15 protein-coding genes are annotated in these 17275 nt (G+C 51.1%); 8 read left to right on the forward strand and 7 right to left on the reverse strand.

What is annotated here, in order from left to right; genetic code table 11:
* Positions 1-4: 4 nt before the first annotated feature.
* Complete coding sequence (locus G6R15_RS09005; RefSeq protein ID WP_164659535.1) at positions 5-490, reverse strand: HugZ family protein; 486 nt, start codon at positions 488-490, stop codon at positions 5-7.
* Between the two features lie 107 nt (positions 491-597).
* On the opposite strand from G6R15_RS09005, the gene G6R15_RS09010 reads away from it, so the two are divergent.
* Together G6R15_RS09010 and G6R15_RS09015 are read left to right on the forward strand one after the other, a co-directional pair.
* Positions 598-891: a DUF5665 domain-containing protein gene (locus tag G6R15_RS09010; RefSeq protein ID WP_164659536.1), complete on the forward strand. Its 294-nt coding sequence runs from the start codon at positions 598-600 to the stop codon at positions 889-891.
* A 6-nt stretch (positions 892-897) separates the two neighbouring features.
* Complete coding sequence (locus tag G6R15_RS09015; protein WP_164659537.1) at positions 898-1251, forward strand: MmcQ/YjbR family DNA-binding protein; 354 nt, start codon at positions 898-900, stop codon at positions 1249-1251.
* Positions 1252-1284: 33 nt separating this feature from the next.
* On the opposite strand, the gene G6R15_RS09020 is transcribed toward G6R15_RS09015, so the two are convergent.
* Positions 1285-1752 carry a GNAT family N-acetyltransferase gene (locus tag G6R15_RS09020; protein ID WP_164659538.1) on the reverse strand — a complete coding sequence of 156 codons (468 nt, stop codon included), beginning with the start codon at positions 1750-1752 and terminating at the stop codon, positions 1285-1287.
* A 4-nt stretch (positions 1753-1756) separates the two neighbouring features.
* Positions 1757-2068, reverse strand: a complete 312-nt coding sequence (locus G6R15_RS09025; RefSeq protein ID WP_164659539.1) for an ETC complex I subunit — start codon at positions 2066-2068, stop codon at positions 1757-1759.
* A 222-nt stretch (positions 2069-2290) separates the two neighbouring features.
* Between G6R15_RS09025 and uvrB the strand changes: the two genes are divergently transcribed.
* Positions 2291-4477, forward strand: a complete 2187-nt coding sequence (gene uvrB, locus G6R15_RS09030; protein ID WP_164659540.1) for an excinuclease ABC subunit UvrB — start codon at positions 2291-2293, stop codon at positions 4475-4477.
* 550 nt (positions 4478-5027) lie between these two features.
* Here the strand turns inward: uvrB and G6R15_RS09035 are convergent.
* Positions 5028-7994, reverse strand: a complete 2967-nt coding sequence (locus G6R15_RS09035; protein ID WP_164659541.1) for a TrlF family AAA-like ATPase — start codon at positions 7992-7994, stop codon at positions 5028-5030.
* 286 nt (positions 7995-8280) lie between these two features.
* Between G6R15_RS09035 and G6R15_RS09040 the strand changes: the two genes are divergently transcribed.
* Genes G6R15_RS09040 through G6R15_RS09050 form a run of 3 tightly spaced genes read left to right on the forward strand, consistent with a single transcriptional unit; the run spans position 8281 to position 13471 of the window.
* Positions 8281-9711: a site-specific integrase gene (locus G6R15_RS09040; protein WP_164659542.1), complete on the forward strand. Its 1431-nt coding sequence runs from the start codon at positions 8281-8283 to the stop codon at positions 9709-9711.
* Positions 9692-12847, forward strand: a complete 3156-nt coding sequence (locus G6R15_RS09045; protein WP_164659543.1) for a hypothetical protein — start codon at positions 9692-9694, stop codon at positions 12845-12847. The genes G6R15_RS09040 and G6R15_RS09045 overlap by 20 nt, the downstream gene beginning before the upstream one ends.
* A gap of 9 nt (positions 12848-12856) precedes the next feature.
* Positions 12857-13471, forward strand: coding sequence for a hypothetical protein (locus G6R15_RS09050; RefSeq protein ID WP_164659544.1), 615 nt, complete (start codon positions 12857-12859; stop codon positions 13469-13471).
* Positions 13472-13560: 89 nt separating this feature from the next.
* On the opposite strand, the gene G6R15_RS09055 is transcribed toward G6R15_RS09050, so the two are convergent.
* A complete protein-coding gene (locus tag G6R15_RS09055) occupies positions 13561-13818 on the reverse strand; it encodes a helix-turn-helix domain-containing protein (RefSeq protein ID WP_164659545.1) in 258 nt (85 codons plus the stop codon).
* Between the two features lie 81 nt (positions 13819-13899).
* On the opposite strand from G6R15_RS09055, the gene G6R15_RS09060 reads away from it, so the two are divergent.
* A complete protein-coding gene (locus G6R15_RS09060; protein WP_164659546.1) occupies positions 13900-14547 on the forward strand; it encodes a hypothetical protein in 648 nt (215 codons plus the stop codon).
* A gap of 92 nt (positions 14548-14639) precedes the next feature.
* The gene (locus G6R15_RS09065; protein ID WP_164659547.1) at positions 14640-15275 is read left to right on the forward strand and encodes an exonuclease domain-containing protein; all 636 of its coding nucleotides are present in this window, start codon (positions 14640-14642) and stop codon (positions 15273-15275) included.
* Positions 15276-15560: 285 nt separating this feature from the next.
* On the opposite strand, the gene G6R15_RS09070 is transcribed toward G6R15_RS09065, so the two are convergent.
* Both G6R15_RS09070 and G6R15_RS09075 read right to left on the reverse strand, forming a co-directional pair.
* Positions 15561-16370: an NAD(P)-dependent oxidoreductase gene (locus G6R15_RS09070; protein ID WP_164659548.1), complete on the reverse strand. Its 810-nt coding sequence runs from the start codon at positions 16368-16370 to the stop codon at positions 15561-15563.
* On the reverse strand, positions 16358-17269 hold the full coding sequence (locus tag G6R15_RS09075; protein ID WP_164659549.1) for a hypothetical protein: 912 nt from the start codon (positions 17267-17269) through the stop codon (positions 16358-16360). Before G6R15_RS09075 ends, G6R15_RS09070 begins: the two co-directional genes overlap by 13 nt.
* Positions 17270-17275: the final 6 nt, after the last annotated feature.

The raw sequence follows: 17275 nt of genomic DNA on the forward strand, positions 1-17275 counted from the left end.
TTTTCTAAATCAGATCCGACGGCGATAGCAGAAAGGCTTGGCCGAACCCACCGTTGAGCAGTCCGTCCGAGACCTCGAAGCGGACGAACCGAAAGTCGGGAAAATCGACATAAAGCTTGGCTTTCGGGCGTAGGGACAGGTAGCGCGTGCGCAAGGTATCATGCTCAGGACTGCCGCGCTTTAGAAAGCGGGCTGTACAATGCAAGGTTAACCGGGGATGCGTGAGAGGATCACCTTTGTCACCCGGTTCGCCCACAAGCAGCGCGCAAGTTGGATTGGCTTCCAGCGCTGCAGTATGGGTTGCCAGCTGCGAGATCAGAGAGACTGGAATGCCCAGATCATCGCGTGCGATGGCAATGCGCGTGACCGATGGTGCAGCGATGTTTGGCTGCAAAACGGCCAATGCGGTGTGGGTAGCCATTTCCATCAATTTATGAGCAAGCGCGCGGGCTTGTTCATTTGCCGCTTGGAATGGGTCTATTGGTGGCATATGGGCAATCCTGCTTCAAACATTATTCCGATACTTTCTATCAGGTAATAAAGCTTGTGCAACGCAACCCCTATGGACAGCCTTCGCAGATACCGTAGGGTGCGCGTATGACACAAAGCACTGATGAAGAAATCCGCGCCTTGCGCGAAGAGATTGCCAAGTTCAACGGACACCGATTTGTGAGGGTGCAGAATTCGGTTTGGCTGATGCTTTGGCAGGCGCTTTTGCGTGGTATGGCCGTGGGGCTTGGAACGGTGATCGGCGCGTCGATCTTGGTGTCAGCCGTGGTCTACATGCTCAGCCAGATTGATTTTCTGCCCATCATCGGCGACTGGGCCAAGGAAATCTCGCAGGCGATCCAGAGTTCCACCGGCGTTGATACTGAGGGAGCTTCGGAGTAGGGCGCGATGGTACGGGATGACTTCAACGCGTTTTGCGCAGAGCTCAAGGCCACGACCCATGTGGTGCAATGGGGCAATTCCGACGTGTGGAAAGTGGGCGGCAAGGTTTTTGCCGTTTGCGGTTGGAATGATGGAGAAGATGCATTTACTTTCAAGGCCACCGACATCGCCTTTGAGGTGTTGCAAGGCGAACCCGGCATCCGCCCCGCGCCCTATCTGGCGTCGCGGGGTATGAAATGGCTGCAGGTTTATGAAGATCGCGGGATGAGCGATACATCGCTAAAGGAGCACATCCAGATATCGTATGATATGGTCGTCGCCAAATTGACCAAAAGGTTGCGCGCAGAGCTTGATCTGTAAGATTTTCGAATGGCCTGCTTCGCCGTGGCGAAGTTAATCCAGATCCAACCGCATGAAGGCACTGTTGGGATCATCAGGATATCCGAAGATCGGGCCGCAATAGTTGTATCCAAGCGCTTCATAGAGCTTGCGGGCTGCGCTGTATTCTTCAAGGTGAGCGGCCCCGGTTTCCAGAACCAGCGCAGTAGCTCCGCTGTTTCGTGCCTGTGTCTCGAGATGGGTCATCAGGTCCCGTGCCAGGCCACGGCCGCGGGCCGCGGCGGCGACATGAACGGATTTCACCTCGGCCGTGCCGTCATCAAGCGTCTTGAGAGCGCCACAGCCCAGTGGGGTTTCATCGTCATAAAGAACCCAGAACCGAACGTGCGGTTCGCGCAGTGCGTCCGCGCCCATGGTGTGATTGCTTTCATCGGGGCCCGCACCCTGACTGTGTGCCAGATGCGCCTCGATCAAGGGGCGCAAGTTATCTGCGCCGGGGTCAGCCAGACGGATGTCTATCATGGGTTCAGTGGGTCCAGGGGCCGCGTCGGTTGGTGGCAAAGTTCTCGCCATAACCACCCATCCGCAGGTTCGGTTTGCGCAGCTTGGGTTCGATCACTTCGGCGTCGATCCCGTGAGAGTTGGCGTATTCGACCGCTTCTTCTTTGCTGTCGAAGCGCAGGCGCACCTGGGTCTGCGTGTCCGAGCTGGACGTCCAACCCATCAGCGGATCAACCTCGCGCGACGAGGCCTGACCAAATTCCAGAACCCACTTGCGGGTCTTGGCCATTCCCGATGTCATTGCGTTTCGGGCTGGTTTGAAAATACGGGCTCGCATTGGCTGTCTCCTGTCTCCTGCCTTGTATAGGCAAAGAATCGTCTCATCGACAAGAACCCAATCCGTCAATTGCGTTGCTTTGTCCTGTCTTGACGGCCCGATTGGGTTCACGCGGCCCCCATCGTCATCCTGATGTCAGTTTTTGTCATTGGTTCGTCAGATCGGCCTTGAAACAAACATCGAACAGATCAAAATACGACCTTCCACAAAGGACGCCGCCCAATGCCCTATGCCCACTCTGACAAAACGCAGATGATTTCCGAAGACGTGCGCGCCCGGCTCAAGCTGGAAGGGGGCAAGCAATTCGTGATGCACACGGAATTTGAACCGGCAGGCGACCAACCCACCGCGATCAAGGAATTGGCACAGGGCGTCGTGGATGGCGAGCGCGATCAGGTGCTGTTGGGCGCAACCGGCACCGGCAAGACGTTCACCATGGCCAAGATCATCGAACAGACCCAACGTCCGGCAATTATTCTTGCGCCCAACAAAACCCTCGCGGCGCAGCTTTATGGCGAATTCAAAGGGTTCTTCCCCGACAACTCGGTCGAGTATTTTGTGTCGTTCTACGACTACTACCAGCCCGAGGCTTATGTCGCGCGCTCGGACACCTATATCGAGAAAGAAAGCCAGATCAACGAACAGATCGACCGGATGCGCCACTCGGCCACCCGTGCGCTGTTAGAACGCGATGACGTGATCATCGTGGCGTCGGTGTCTTGTATCTATGGCATCGGTTCGGTCGAAACCTATGGGGCGATGACGCAGGACCTAAAGATAGGCAACGAATACAGTCAGCGTCAGGTCATGGCGGATCTGGTTGCCCAGCAATACCGCCGCAACGATCAGGCGTTTCAACGCGGCACGTTCCGGGTGCGCGGCGACAGTCTGGAAATATGGCCCGCTCACTTGGAAGATCGCGCCTGGAAGCTGTCGTTCTTTGGCGAGGAATTAGAGCAGCTGACCGAATTCGATCCGTTGACCGGCGAACGCACAGGAACGATGGAACAGGTTCGCGTCTACGCAAACTCTCACTACGTGACGCCGAAACCAACGATGACGCAGGCCGTCATCAGCATCAAAAAGGAACTGCGTGTCCGGCTGGATCAACTGGTGGGCGAGGGCAAACTGCTCGAGGCGCAGCGTCTGGAACAGCGCACCAACTTTGATCTGGAAATGCTTGAGGCCACCGGCGTCTGCAATGGGATCGAAAACTATTCGCGCTATCTGACGGGCCGTGCCCCTGGCGAGCCACCCCCCACCTTGTTCGAATTCATCCCCGACAACGCAATCGTTTTTGCCGATGAAAGCCACGTGAGTGTGCCGCAGATCGGCGGCATGTACCGGGGCGACTATCGGCGCAAATTCACACTGGCCGAACACGGGTTTCGCCTGCCGTCCTGCATGGACAACCGCCCGCTCAAATTCGAAGAGTGGGATGCCATGCGCCCGCAATCCGTCTTTGTCAGTGCGACACCGGCCAAGTGGGAAATCGAGCAAACCGGCGGAATCTTCACCGAACAGGTGATCCGCCCCACGGGTTTGTTGGACCCTATGGTCGAAATCCGCCCCGTCGGAATGCAGGTCGACGATCTGCTGGACGAGGTGCGCAAGGTCACCGCCGACGGCTTCCGCACGCTGGTGACAACGCTCACCAAACGCATGGCCGAGGATCTGACCGAATACATGCACGAACAGGGCATCAAGGTCCGCTACATGCACTCGGACATCGACACGCTGGAACGGATCGAAATCCTGCGCGATCTACGTCTTGGGGCGTTCGACGTTCTGATCGGCATCAACCTGCTGCGTGAGGGTTTGGATATTCCCGAATGTGGGCTGGTCGCTATTCTGGATGCGGACAAAGAGGGGTTCTTGCGATCCGAAACATCGCTGGTGCAAACCATCGGCCGCGCAGCGCGCAACGCCGAAGGCCGCGTGATCATGTACGCCGACAGGATCACCGGATCGATGGAACGCGCGCTTGGCGAAACCGACCGCCGACGTGCCAAGCAGATGGCGTATAACGAGGAACACGGCATCACGCCCGCGACGGTGAAAAAGAATGTCGAGGACGTGCTGGCCGGCCTTTACAAAGGCGACGTGGATATGAACCGCGTCACAGCCAACATCGACAAACCGTTGCACGGTGCGAACCTCGAGGCGCATCTGGACGGGCTGCGCGCACAGATGCGCAAGGCCGCCGAGAACCTGGAGTTCGAAGAAGCCGCCAACCTGCGGGACGAAATCAAACGTTTGGAGGCGGTTGATTTGGCCGTCGCGGATGACCCGATGGCGCGTCAATGGGCCGTTGAAAAGGCGTCGGAAGACGCTGTGAAGTCCCGCGGGCGATCAACATCAGGTCGGCCAGGACAACGGGGCGGGAACGTCAAACGCAAACGGCGGTGACGTCATTCTGGCGTCTGCCGCTTTGGACAGACGCCGCTTGCGGCTGTGCCTGGACAATCGAACCGGGCGCTCTGCGACGGTCTTTTGGTGATTGTCGACGCTAGATGCTGGAATGAAAGGAGAAAGTGGGTCGCTCTGCTAGAATACTACCACGTTGACATGGCGGTGAATGTCTTGCAAACACTGCCCATAGAGCGGGCCCTTAGCTCAGCTGGATTAGAGCAGGGAACTTCTAATTCTCAGGTCGGGGGTTCTTATCTTAACCTATTTGACAAAAGTTTTAACGCTCGCTGAAACTCCTTTATACCTTGTTGAAAAAATAGAGTTATAAGCCGACAATCGCTGCTTCCTCGCGTAACCCACAGGAAAGTTATAATACTCTCAACGGATGTGCTGGTTGAACACGTGTCTGTCAGGCGGTTTTGTAGAGCAAGGTGCCTTGGTATGCGCGCTCTCCAAAAAGCTGGCGTATACCAAGGCACCATGGCCCGCAGGGCCATTCTCATCAGATGTCATCTCGGCTCCCGCAATTTTTTTTGCACAGGAAACCTTACTTAACGCGAAGTCTCCTTTGTCGTTCGAGAAAAGCGTCTTCTCCTCCCTCGAGGATGTTGCAAACAGCCGTGCGGATCGTGAGGTTTTCAAGGCCGCCCGAAATATACTTTATTAATGGCAGGCCACTTGGCTGATGCTCTCCTGCCTCTGCTACAATGATTTGATCCGCGTCAGTATTGATCACAAGATTGGCGTTGTGGGTCACCATAATGACTTGTCGCTTTGCCTTAGCCGCAACGAAAAGTGGCACGAGTTCTTCAAATACAGACTTCGGATCAAGATTTTCTTCGGGCTGGTCTATAATTAGCGGCCTGTCGTCTGTCTCATCCAGAGCCAGATACAATAGCAGTAGCACTATGCCGCGCGTTCCAGGTGAAAGCTTTCTAATGTCGACGCCATCGTAGAATAGATCATACTGAACTGAGATGTGGTTAGTGCCGAATAGCCAGTGGGCGAACCGTTGCGACCACGCGTGGAAATCGTCTTTTTGGCTCGGCTCAAAGGGTGCGTGTGCAAGAAGGTCTTTCCAGTATTTGGAAATGAATTTTGTCATTGCAGCTTGGACTTCCGTCGCATCACCACTGGTCCAAACTGGCGCCAGTGTTTGACTTATTACGCTGGTCAGACTTCCTCGCCCATTGAAAGGACCCGCTTTTCTTCTGTCGAGAAGGTTCTCTTCAGCAAAAGCTCCCCATTGCTCAAAATCGACAATTCGGCGAACAGAGAAGCCAAGCTTGTTAAGTGTGCCCTGAGCTTCAGTCAATCGTGTCATGAGCGGACCATATAGATCGCAGAGAGCTGTTTGTTCGTTGATGATTGCTTGAAATACAAGGCCATAGGCGGTGTCTCTTTCAGTTTGCAGATCTTTTCTGCGAGACACCGCTCCGACTGCATCGTTGAGCTTCGCTTCGAGTGCGTGAAGCGCTGACGTTTCTTGCGCGATGCGCTTGGTCAATACTGTATAGTTGTCGCGAACAATCTTGTCAGCGCTGAACAACGCCTCGAGGCGGCCCATCTCCGCAGCTATCGTATTGAGTTTCAGAGTCCCAAGATCAGTTCCATCTTCAATTAGCGGGCAATTCGGATCAGAGATTTCAATTTTTGACCCAGACAAGGAGGAAATTTCACCATTGACCCAGGCCAAATAACTACTCAAACTTTCGTCTACATTCCCCTTGTAGATCAGCATGAAGTCATCCCATTGCTTAGGTGACAAACCGCTTTGTGCGTGTTTACCTTGCGCTTCCCGGAGCATTTCTGGGGCTTTGGTAGATCGTAAACTCTGAACCTCGTCTTGCATCGCCAAAAAAGTTCTTCGCTGGCTCCCAAGCGTTTGAATCTTTGATCTCAAGCCCTGGGCAACTTCGCCAAGCTCTGCATGACGCTTTACTTGCGCCTCCGTCCCTTTTACCGCCAGCTTTGAGAGGTCGGATTTGTAATTCTCGATCAATCCCTTTTTTTGCTCAACTTGCGCAGTGAGCAATTCGACCTGTCTTTCCTTCTCAAGTTCGCTGGCAATCCGGTCTGATATCGCAGCGATTGCCTCTACTTCCCTTGCTCGGGCTTGTTGGAATCTTCTTGTGCGGTGATCACGAAGTTCTGCAAAATCAATTGCACCATCTCGGCTATCTTCATCATGTGCTGAGAAAATCACTCGCTCAATTTCAGAAATCAGCCCATCTGAAACACCTGTCGAAGAACAAAGTTCTTCGACGAACTGTTGAGACAAGTATCGCGCCCGCGGTGCAGATAAGTGACCATTGCAGTCGCGACCGTCGAGTGCGAAGGCGCTGATGGCTCCGCCCCCCCAATTCAATGTTACAGCGGCATCTTCAATGAGAGGTCGGGCACGCGCCAAGAATGAGGGACTCCTGTTGTCATCGGCATTCCATGCTTCCTCTGGAATTGCGTCACAACCAGCAGCAATCATATCCGCAAGTGCAGTTTTTCCGGATCCCCTTGCGCCAATAATAGCGACTAATCCGCAATTGAGAGGAAATTCGTTAACTTCCAACCAATCAGCTTCATTGACTGAAATCTCTGTGATGACTTGAGATGGCATAGCTGATGTGGGGGGCCGCTCTCCGACAAAAGCACGGCCTTCTGGAACGATACAAGCTTGGCGGAGTGCATCAAATTCCAGTTCACCTTTTATCCAAGAGTACCTTTCGTGAGCAGGAACGCCCACGGTTTTTTGGTCATGGGCGTCGCTGCCATGTAAACAAGGTTTGCAGCCTCCGTAGCGCTCAGCCAACTGGTTTGGGGATACAGCACCTTTTCCAAACCAGAACAGTCTTTGTGCTTCACTACTCGCGAAAATAATGTCGGCAAACTTTTCAATTTCTTGTCGGATAGTTGCATCAGCTGCCTGTCTGACACCAGAAGTCCCATCTCCTGCGGCACCAGCCATTCCGACAAGGATATTGTTCTCCGCCCACTCGCTTGATTGGAGTACGGACCTCAATTGAGAGAAGCTAACTTTGAACTGTGTTGCTCCATGCGAAAGTGCGGCCCTATCATCGGAAATTCTATTGTCGGCCCTTTTTCCTAAGCGAATAAGGTCTTCACGCGTACAGCTAAATGTGTCGCCAAATGCTTGAAACTGCAGGCGCAATAACAGCCTGTGCAGCTGCTCGAGATGATCTCCATCTTCGGGGCTGACAAGCAAGTGAGCATTGACAAAACCAGCCTTAGCCGCAACGTCCAGGCGAAGCTCAACATTAGGGAAGACCAGTTTAACACTGGGTAGTCGCCCTTCATCTTTCTTTTTCAAAACCAATTCGTAGGAATCGGTGACATAGTAATCTGTGATCGCTATCGCTTCGATCATTGGGTTGCTTGTTTCGATAGACGTCAAATAGATTTCCCAAGGGTCACCTTTACCAAACTGGTCGTTCAAAATCGTTCCAGGCGTATGAATATGTGGTTCCCAGCGGTGCCATTGTGACCCTCTATTGAACATAATTGGTATCCTATTTCCGTGGCCGAGTTTTGAGCAATTTGATCGCTAAAGTTACGAACTCTCTGCGATGAACTTACCGCTTTGGTTGAACGAATAACAATGACCACACCAGAATAATCTCTCGCAACTCACTGAAAAACAATCACCATCGGGCTCAGGAAACCATCATACCAATGGAAATTGGGCCGTTCTTGTACTAACAATCAACTTGGAGCGGTCAGATAGGGCCGCTCAAGAACACAAAACTCAGCACGAGAATATGGAGCAATTTTAGAGCGAACGGAAGATGAAGCATTTTGAAAGATTGAAGGTTGAGAAGGGCGGCTATCAATTCACGCGTCTTCTCGACCAAGAAGGCCATTTTGTGGTTCCGTTCGACGAATTCACCACTTACTTGATGAGTGCGGGCTATTCTCAGAACACAATTAGCCGCTACGGAGATGTTGTTGCCGTCTTTCTCGATTACCTGACCGAAGCCGGCGTTTACGGCCGCCCGGCAACTCATTTACAGATCAAGGAATCTGTTGAGCGCTACATAAGCATCAGATTGACAGGTCGGGGCTTGCAACGGAGCTCACGCGCAAAGAACGGTACCCTGTCAAAGTGGGATAAGATCGCGGCGGATCTCGATCTCAAAACTCTATCAAGGGGTAGCCTCGAAAACACCAAAGCGGCAATAAACCTGTTCTTACAGCTGTCGGCGGAGAGGTATCGGTTGGAAGTCGAAGAAGCAGTCTTACGCGGTGTCAAAGTCAACGTGCTCCAAAGCCCGCGTGAGTTGTTCGATCTTAGGCACCGTACTATGTCGGCACGGGAACATAGTATGTTGGTAAAACGCTCAATGCTTGCTTCGGTGACCAGGCACAATCCCCAGGGTATTTCTGTTTCTGAAGGTTATCTCAAGCATAGATCAACCTCACAGAGTGCTTTGGTAGACCAGGATCATATGGCTTTCCCAACCGAAATGATTGCCCCACTAATTGCGGGTGCGAGGAGTTGTCGCGACAGAGCTTATTGGTTGCTGTTAGTTGGAACAGGTCTGCGCAGCCACGAGGCCGAACAAATCAACTGGAAAGACGTGGACATTGAGCGTCGATTGGTGTTTGTGCATGATCCAGAAAAGCTACGTTACTCCAATACACTGCCTGGGGTTCATAAGTTAAGATTTAAGGGAAGGACAGTATCCCAAACCTTTTTTGTCCAACCGTTTAGAGACCAATTTTTCGACGCTTTGGAAGAATATGTAAGGTTTGAAGCCTTTCCGTGTGCTAACCACGGATTCGTTTTCCAAGACATTAGAACTGGTTTTGCCGGTAGACCTTTCTATCAGTTGTCAGATGCTTCCAAGGTAAAGGCCTTAGCGAAGGCGTGCGACAACGCAGGGGTCCCTCGAAAACCATCCGGGGCAAGATACGGCAGACATAGCCTGCGACACTGGTATGGTGTCTTCCTCCTAAATTTTCTTCCACTGCCTGATGGTTTCGGGTTGCGAATTGATGAAGTTCAAAGGCTCATGGGGCATAAGGATCGAAAGTCGACGGAGAAGTATGCACGTGAAGACAAGTTGATACTCGAGAGTAAACTTGAGGCAGCGGATGCAATTCTAAGTAGCAGAGCGTCAGATATAAGAGACTTGCGCGAAATAATAGCTGGTCGCTACGAGCATAGTGCCGAGGAAATTCGGAGGTCCATGATCAATGATCAACCTCTCGAATGACCTGCTTTTCTTAAGGCCGCCTTCTCGTTCACAAATGCAGGCTACGCTTGAACGAATTAGTGAAAACATCTTGACGCCCGATCCGGCTAAAAGAAGCAGAAGCCAAGAGAGTAAGGCACGGTTATTTGAGAAATTCCGAGATGTAGTGTTGAAATACAATGACACGAGGAGGGTAGCGGAGGACGCTTTCTTGATCGGTCTGGGAGATCATCAATTCGAAATCAAACTGAGCTTTAAGACCGGTTTCAATAACTACAAAGTGGGCTCACAATACCACTGTATTTTGAAAGGACTTGCACGCAACTTAATGTTTCAGTTTTGGTGTGAGAAACGACTGATACTTCCTTACAAGTTCAACTTTCAAAGATCAGTGGCTTCTCAAACACGTGTGAATTCGGCCTCGGAAGTCGCCAAGTTTCTGTCGGGTTATGAGGCGGATCAAAGGGCGCAGGCAAAGCACGGCCATTTGATCCAGAAGCGAATGAACTCGCATTGTTGGGTTTGGCTGCACACGACAAGCTGGGTCAATTTTTCGGATATTTCGCTTGATGACGCCGAACTTCTTTGTCGGGAGATGGCGCGTCGCGTTCACTCCGAGACCGAGACAAATTCGCCTTCATCTGTCGGAGCATTCTTGTCAGTTGTGAAGGAAAGCTTCCCGTCGAAAGTCAGTTTTTCTGCCACCGATTGGTTGGCGATCTCTGCGAAGATCCAAGCCGAAGGATTGAAGTCTGCGGCCGCTACCAAGGCCAAGATGCATTTGCGCCATGAGGATGATGCCATCCTCAGTCAGTTGATCGACACTTCAAGGGAGGATGGCTTTTTTGCCATCAATCCAGATCTTGATGGGACGAAATACCAACTGTCAGAGACCGATCTGCTCAGGTGGGAAAAGCTCTTTGCAGAATTTCTGGAGTACCGGCAAAGTATAAGAGGGTTTGAGGATCTCAAGGGGATATCGGTCTCGTTGCGAAAGCTTTCGAGTTATATTGGATACTACCTTCCCAGCATGCTTGCCGAGAAAAATGTCCCTTCGAAATACGCGATAAAGGCACCAAGAGAATTTCGCAGAAAGCTGCACGTGGTTGGCGACGTCGAAAATCTTTCTGTTCCAACATTTATGGCGTTCCTGAAGGAGTTCTCATCGGTTAACGCGACACGGAGGGTCTGGATTGGCCACGCTGAAAACTTCTTCGCTTGGTTGGCCGCAACCTACTCGGAGCCCGAGTTTCGAGAGTTCGCCGGGCCAGATTTTAGAAATCCATTCGATCGCAAGTTTGATCTTCCAAGATCAAAAAAAGTATACGTAACAAATAAAAAGCCTATCAATAGAGCTACTCTGCCGCATTTACTGCTCTGGCTTTATGAAATCGAGAAGTTCGGTGTCCTTTTGCAGGGGAAAGAGCTCGCTGGAGAAATCTCATTTAAAAAAAGCAGAACTATCCAAAACGTTGACCGTTTTGTGGATTGTCGCGATTTTGGGCTCAGTCTTCAATATGATTACATGGAAGAGAGGTTTCCCATTTTCCAGGTTCCGTTGCATTTATTCCGTAGCGGAAATACTTCGGGAGCGATTTGGCTGTCTCATCTTCGTTGGCAAATTTTTACTTTAGAGACAGGACTGCGCCATCAGGCTACCCAGTGGATGGACCATCGCACATGGGACTTACAAGCTGGTCAAGACAAGGATCGTTCGGTGAAGCGGCTTTGGGTTAACACTGACAAAACCCATGATGCCTTTGAGATCCCAATTCTCAAACGGGTCTATGATCTTCTTTTGCGACAACAAGAACAAGAGGACCGTAGCGGAAACTCATATGTAAATGTTCCATATGAGAAACGCCAGCATAGCCGTTTCCCAGATGTCCAGCATCTCTTCCGGTCGCATAAGGGAACTTACATAAGTGATTCAGGCTATCATCGCTATTGGGGGCAATTACTCTATGCATTTCAGGGTTACATATGTCGAACTGGCTTGGGTTTGCCTCCAGTTGTTCGATTTGACAAACCAGAAGACGGTAGCCCGAAAATTAAGCTCGATACCCGTTCGAAATCACCGGTCTGCGAACTCTCATTAAAACTTGAACATACGCCTCATTCATGTCGCGTCTCGTTTATTACGCATAGATCCCCTTTTGTCGACTTGGGCAGCATCGCCAAACAAGTTGGACACAAAAGCCCAGTGGCCACGGCCCATTATTGCTACCCGGATTTCGCTGAACTTTCTACAAAGCTCGAAGAATCCGACATGTTAGTCGAACAACAAAGCAAACCAACAATCAGTTCGGGGCCCGCTTTCATCAAGGCGAGTGAACAGAATTCCCGACTGCGAAAGTCGTTTGAAAGCGATAGACGTAGAACAATCATGGATTTTGGAATGGTTAATCTATCGTCAATTCACGATGAAGGCGAGAGTGGAATAGACATGCTACGTGCGTCACGAGCCTCTGAAATAGTTTTTAGGGACACACATATCTGTCCAATTGGAGAAGACTGCTCTCAAGAGGTCATTGAGGATGGTGGCGAAGCAATGCGATGTGGTGCGTGCCGGTTCGCCTGTAAATCTGTGGATCATTTGCCTGCTATTGAAGCGAAGAGAAATTCTCTTCTCGCACGGATTCAAGTCAGTGTTGGTCTCCTGAGAGCTGTAAACAAGGTTCAAAGCAGGTCTTCAGAGCGACAGCAAATCCATAGAAAAATTGAACTGGATACTCGAGAACTGCTTGGTTGGACACAAACGGCAGAAATCCTTCGCGGTTTTTTGGCTGAGAAGATCCCGAAAGGCCGCTTCTTTACCAATGAGCCTGAGATTGTTCGAAATCATCTGCGTAGGGTCGTCAGAAAGAGCTCTCAGCAGGAGTTCTTGTTGCAGAGAATTCTTGAGGCAGATTACTTTCCTGCACTGGCCTCTGACGAGCTGAGATTGAAGTCCAGCAGGCTTTTTCGAAAACTTCTATCCAGTTCTTTTCCAAAGGACATTGCAGGTGACGACGACCCCGACTTTGAAATCAAAACCATTGCTTCTGCAATCTATCTGCGCCTGAAAGCGGGGAATATTAAATTGGCAGATGTCGCCTCCGAAATTGAGAACAAGGGGGACATGCCCCTGGTTCCAGCCAACAAATCACAACATTAAGGAGGTACAATGGGAGCTCCAAAGGGATCCTACAATGCAAGGGCTTTTCACGAAGAGAGAAGGAAAAAAACTCTTCATAAACTGAAGGCAGAGTTGCGCAAAATAAGAAAGTCAAAGGCCCGTTTTGACACAATAACAGTGCTTTCCCAGGCCGTAGGCGAAAGAATTGGGGTCTCTGACGTGACACTGCGATCGCCAAAAAACGTTTACAGGGAACATCTATCCAACCACCTTCTTGAGCAAGAAGGTGGGAAGCATCTGCTTTCGACGCCGGAGCGGAGAATATTGGTTTTAGAGAGTGAAATTAGAACTCTGCGGCTTGAGAACTCCAACCAGAAAGTGAAGCTGAAGCTGCTTACTGAGGCTCTTAGTAAAAGTGATACAGTGAATGAGGTGCCTAAAGAAACGGGGCATGCAGGCGCTGAAACAACTGGTTGCTGGTTGGACGAGTTTGAATGCACGGCGACATTAGTATCAATTTTGATGAGGCATGTTGGTGGCTTGGAGGTTGACACTGAAAACGGGGTCGTCGTTGATACTGCATCTGCGTCCGGAAACGACCCGATTGCTGGGCCAAACGTATGCCTTCCGTACGTTAAATGGTGCATGGGCAATAGGAAGTAAGGTTTCCTTCGAACCCCGCCCGTAAACCTTTATCTGACTAAAACGCGGCTACAGGTCCAAGATCGGCGAAGGCAGCTATCCTTTACAAGCTACAGCCTATGATCTTTTGGAGTTTTGAGTTTGATTTCGCGCAAGACCTCCTCGGGTGGAAATGACAAAGCTCGGCAGAGGACTATGAGTTCGACGACATCAATTCGTCGCTCGCCGCTTTCTATCCTCGCTATCATTGATTGATGGCAGAACAACCTTTTAGCAAGGTCTTGCTGTGAAAGCCCTTGCTCCTTGCGGAGCTGTATCAGCTTGTCGCGAAGTGCTTGTTGAGCCTCGCTTCTTATTGTCTTTGCCATTGTCGCCAAACCTTTGATGCTTGACGACCCGTAATCTGAATTTTAGATTATCTAAAAAGTAGATAATGCGCCGGAGATGCCATGAACACGAACAAAAAGTCTGAACTGAGTTTTCTTCTGAATGCAGACATTGCAGCGAGAAATGCACGTGATAGGGCGATAATTGAGTCTGTCCCCGACGCCGGAGCCTTCCATTTCGTGAGACGCCTTCTGTCCAACCCAACCCTTCGCCCACTAATGGAGTTGGAACTGAATGGGTGCACCAGTTTGGTGGGAGCTTTGTTGCTCTCAAGTCAAGAGTATGTTCGGACTACCCGTTTCCGGGGACGTTCGGCTCGATTTCGGGCAAGAGAGTTTGAGGCGCTCGAAATGACGTCACTCGGTAGCGCCGCACTTATGTCTGAAATAGAAGGCTTGGAGAAAAACCGTTGGCTGGGCGAGTTTCAAACCGCCGTTGAGGGGTATGTGTGTATAGATCATGGGGCAGGAATTTGTATGAGCAGACCCCTTTTCGAAACCGCGTTAGAAATCCCGGATCCGGAAGTGTTGGAACGGGTCGTTTTCTTGAATAATGGCATGAGGCAGATTGCGGAGATGTATAGAAAGGAAGAGTTTATCGACGCGGAATGCCGAAGAGATCATTCAATCTGGTGGTCAGAAAATGGCAAGAGTCGGAAAGGCGTTGAGGTCGTTGATTTAGGAAGGCAGTTAGCTGTGTTGGACCAGTGAGTTTTCGAAGATTCCGAGGAAACCCTCTGTGAGCCCAAGCCTTTTGATCCTGAGAACACTTCTAAAATAACTCCAGAAAATAAGCTGGTACTATGGATGAAACTGATTTGGAAACGCTCGCATCAAGTTTGGGTAACCCCAAATGGAGTGATATGACATTCCTTGAAAGACGACGCGCACTTGGACTGGAAGTGGAGCTTGATGAAAGCGGAGTGTTCGCCGGGCGGCCCAGCCCCGTTTTTATTGATTTTGAAGCATCAAGCCTTTCCGCAGAATCTTGGCCGATCGAAGTGGGCATTGCTTGGCTTGAAGACAAACGTGTGGTTATTGAAAGCAAACTGATCCGCCCTCGCCCAGAGTGGCCTGAAAAGGACTGGAATCCTGTCAGCGAACAGGTTCATGGCATTCCCAGAGCGGATCTTGACGATGCGGGTTCCGCGGACGATGTTGCAGCATGGTTACTGGAGGTCATTGCTGGACGGTCTCTGGTTTCCGATGCTCCTGAATTTGACCAGCGCTGGCTCGATTATCTACTTGGTGGGCCAGGGCCGCAGATTAATGATTTCGATAGAGTGCTCTGGATGGCATTCTCGCGGGAAGAAGGAATAATCTCTCCGGGGAGGCTAAACAAAGCATACAAAAACAGACTCACACGACCGACGATACATCGAGCGGGCGATGATGCTGCTGGTCTGTGCTACGCTTGGCGCGCAGGAATAGGAAAATGAGCACCGAAACAGCACTTTTGGTCGTGTGTGTGAGGTCTGGAAGTGGACCTGTCTCAGTATATGCCGCTCCATTGATGGCATTTTGTGTCAGTGAACTTTGCGTAAGTGGTGTTGGGCCTCATTGGCTTCAAGTTGAGTAGGTCGGCCGTGAAGTTGAAATGTATTCTTTGCCAATTCAAAACCACATTGTTCGAAGCTCACATCTCTGTAACTCCTGATCACTTTCCGTCCATCAAGACCATCAGGTGACAGATCGGGGGACATCCATTTCATCAAGAACCTTGGCTACCACATAGGGAATAGGCGCTCAAAAGTTGAAGGGATAATTTGAGTAAACAATCGTTTTGTTGCACCTTTTATCGCCAAGCTTAGTGGCACTTTTGCCGCAGCGCCATCTCGAGGTTGATAGCCAATGACCCGTTTTGTTTCTTCAAGGTCCCACCTCATACCGGGGTTGTCGGACATCAGGTTCAGAGTGGCAAAGGACACATTTTTTGCGGTAATCGCTGCATGCATGCCCAACAAAAAATCCTGGTCGCTCAGCCACATTTCCTGACCCCAGCGACCCATAGCCATGTGCGGCCCGGGTTGGTTGTCGTGTGTCCATTGGGTCCAGCCAATGCGCATGCAGATCACAGAAAGCCCGTGCATATCCGCAAAATACTTGCCCGTCCTTTCGCAGAACAATTTGGACATACCATAAGCGTTGACCGGTCCGGGGGGCGTCTGGCTGTTCAGGACTTCATCGGAGAATCGCTTGTCACCATGCAGCCAGTTTGAGCTGGCGAGAACGACACGCGACACACCTTTTTCCGCGGCCTGATGGTAAAGGGTCAGTGTGGCGTCCATGTTGTTTCGTATGCTGGATTCCCAAGAAGCGCCGGGTTCGCGATCACCGGCCAGATGCACGATCACGTCGACATTTTCGAAGTGCCTTGCCCAATCAGGAGTTTCGCCAAAGTCGGCGACATGAATGTCGGGGTGATCGACGGGACGAATGTCCAGACCGATAACCGTGAACCCCCTTTGCTCAGCCAAGAAATCAAAAAGCTTGCGACCCAAATGGCCGCCAGCGCCGGTGATCAGGACATGCACGATAGAAGCTCCAAGTCGATGAGAGTGGTTTTGGGATCGGACAGTATGTCGGCCTCTCGGCGGACGTCAAAATTTTGATGGTAAGTCAGGCTTTCTTTCGGGGCCAACATCCGCGCCGGAGAATGCCATTCGGCCTCGCAATAGTCATAGTTAACAGAATTGAAGACCTCGAATTCATGTCCGTGAGCAAAGCTGTCTTTGTCGGCTGGCCGAGGTGTTGTGCAAATCAGAGTCACGGATCCGCTGGGTGTTTCCAATCGTATGAAAACGCGACCAGTTGTATTGTGCGTTCCCGACTTGAACTCTTGCGGTTTTTTGCAGTCAAACAGGTGAAAGGCTCCGGTTTGTCGAGTCATTCCTGAAGCGTCGCCAAAGACCGGTATGATGTCCCCGCCGGGGTTTGATTCCAGCCCAATTGTGGTTGGTCGGTTCAGCATAAGAACCGACCAGTTGCCCGTATACCGATCTGACGCACCAAGATTTGTCACCCGGTGATGAATGGAAAAACTGGTCTCGCTGGTCAGAAAGATCTCGCGTTCAATCTGAAGGTTGCTACTTGGACAGACGGAGCTGGTCATGCGGAGCCGGTCCGGGCCTGGGTCGCTTGTTTCATAAGGACCACTGTCCAGAACAGGATAGGGCGCTCCATTGGGCCAATCGCTGTCAGGTGCGATCCAGGTTTTTTCTCCACCCCAGAGCGGAAATCCAAACTGAGGGGATCGTGTAGGTAGATCCGAAAGCGCATCCAGATCAACCGCGGAGTCAATCAGGTCTGTGTTTTGAAAGAAAAGAGATTGGCCGTCGAATTGCACGTCCCAAAGGCGGCCGCCAATGCCGGGCAGGCAGTGAAGCTCAAGCGTTCCTGAGGAAAGTGAATGAATGTTCCAGGGGTCAGACATAACGGG

This window comes from Tropicibacter sp. Alg240-R139 (assembly GCF_900537075.1).
Taxonomy (GTDB): domain Bacteria; phylum Pseudomonadota; class Alphaproteobacteria; order Rhodobacterales; family Rhodobacteraceae; genus Falsiruegeria.

Excerpts from the sequence above, each read along its gene's own strand:
- G6R15_RS09005 (WP_164659535.1), bottom strand. The coding sequence starts at position 490 with ATGCCACCAATAGACCCATTCCAAGCGGCAAATGAACAAGCCCGCGCG.
- G6R15_RS09010 (WP_164659536.1), top strand. The coding sequence starts at position 598 with ATGACACAAAGCACTGATGAAGAAATCCGCGCCTTGCGCGAAGAGATT.
- G6R15_RS09015 (WP_164659537.1), top strand. The coding sequence starts at position 898 with ATGGTACGGGATGACTTCAACGCGTTTTGCGCAGAGCTCAAGGCCACG.
- G6R15_RS09020 (WP_164659538.1), bottom strand. The coding sequence starts at position 1,752 with ATGATAGACATCCGTCTGGCTGACCCCGGCGCAGATAACTTGCGCCCC.
- G6R15_RS09025 (WP_164659539.1), bottom strand. The coding sequence starts at position 2,068 with ATGCGAGCCCGTATTTTCAAACCAGCCCGAAACGCAATGACATCGGGA.
- uvrB (WP_164659540.1), top strand. The coding sequence starts at position 2,291 with ATGCCCTATGCCCACTCTGACAAAACGCAGATGATTTCCGAAGACGTG.
- G6R15_RS09035 (WP_164659541.1), bottom strand. The coding sequence starts at position 7,994 with ATGTTCAATAGAGGGTCACAATGGCACCGCTGGGAACCACATATTCAT.
- G6R15_RS09040 (WP_164659542.1), top strand. The coding sequence starts at position 8,281 with ATGAAGCATTTTGAAAGATTGAAGGTTGAGAAGGGCGGCTATCAATTC.
- G6R15_RS09045 (WP_164659543.1), top strand. The coding sequence starts at position 9,692 with ATGATCAACCTCTCGAATGACCTGCTTTTCTTAAGGCCGCCTTCTCGT.
- G6R15_RS09050 (WP_164659544.1), top strand. The coding sequence starts at position 12,857 with ATGGGAGCTCCAAAGGGATCCTACAATGCAAGGGCTTTTCACGAAGAG.
- G6R15_RS09055 (WP_164659545.1), bottom strand. The coding sequence starts at position 13,818 with ATGGCAAAGACAATAAGAAGCGAGGCTCAACAAGCACTTCGCGACAAG.
- G6R15_RS09060 (WP_164659546.1), top strand. The coding sequence starts at position 13,900 with ATGAACACGAACAAAAAGTCTGAACTGAGTTTTCTTCTGAATGCAGAC.
- G6R15_RS09065 (WP_164659547.1), top strand. The coding sequence starts at position 14,640 with ATGGATGAAACTGATTTGGAAACGCTCGCATCAAGTTTGGGTAACCCC.
- G6R15_RS09075 (WP_164659549.1), bottom strand. The coding sequence starts at position 17,269 with ATGTCTGACCCCTGGAACATTCATTCACTTTCCTCAGGAACGCTTGAG.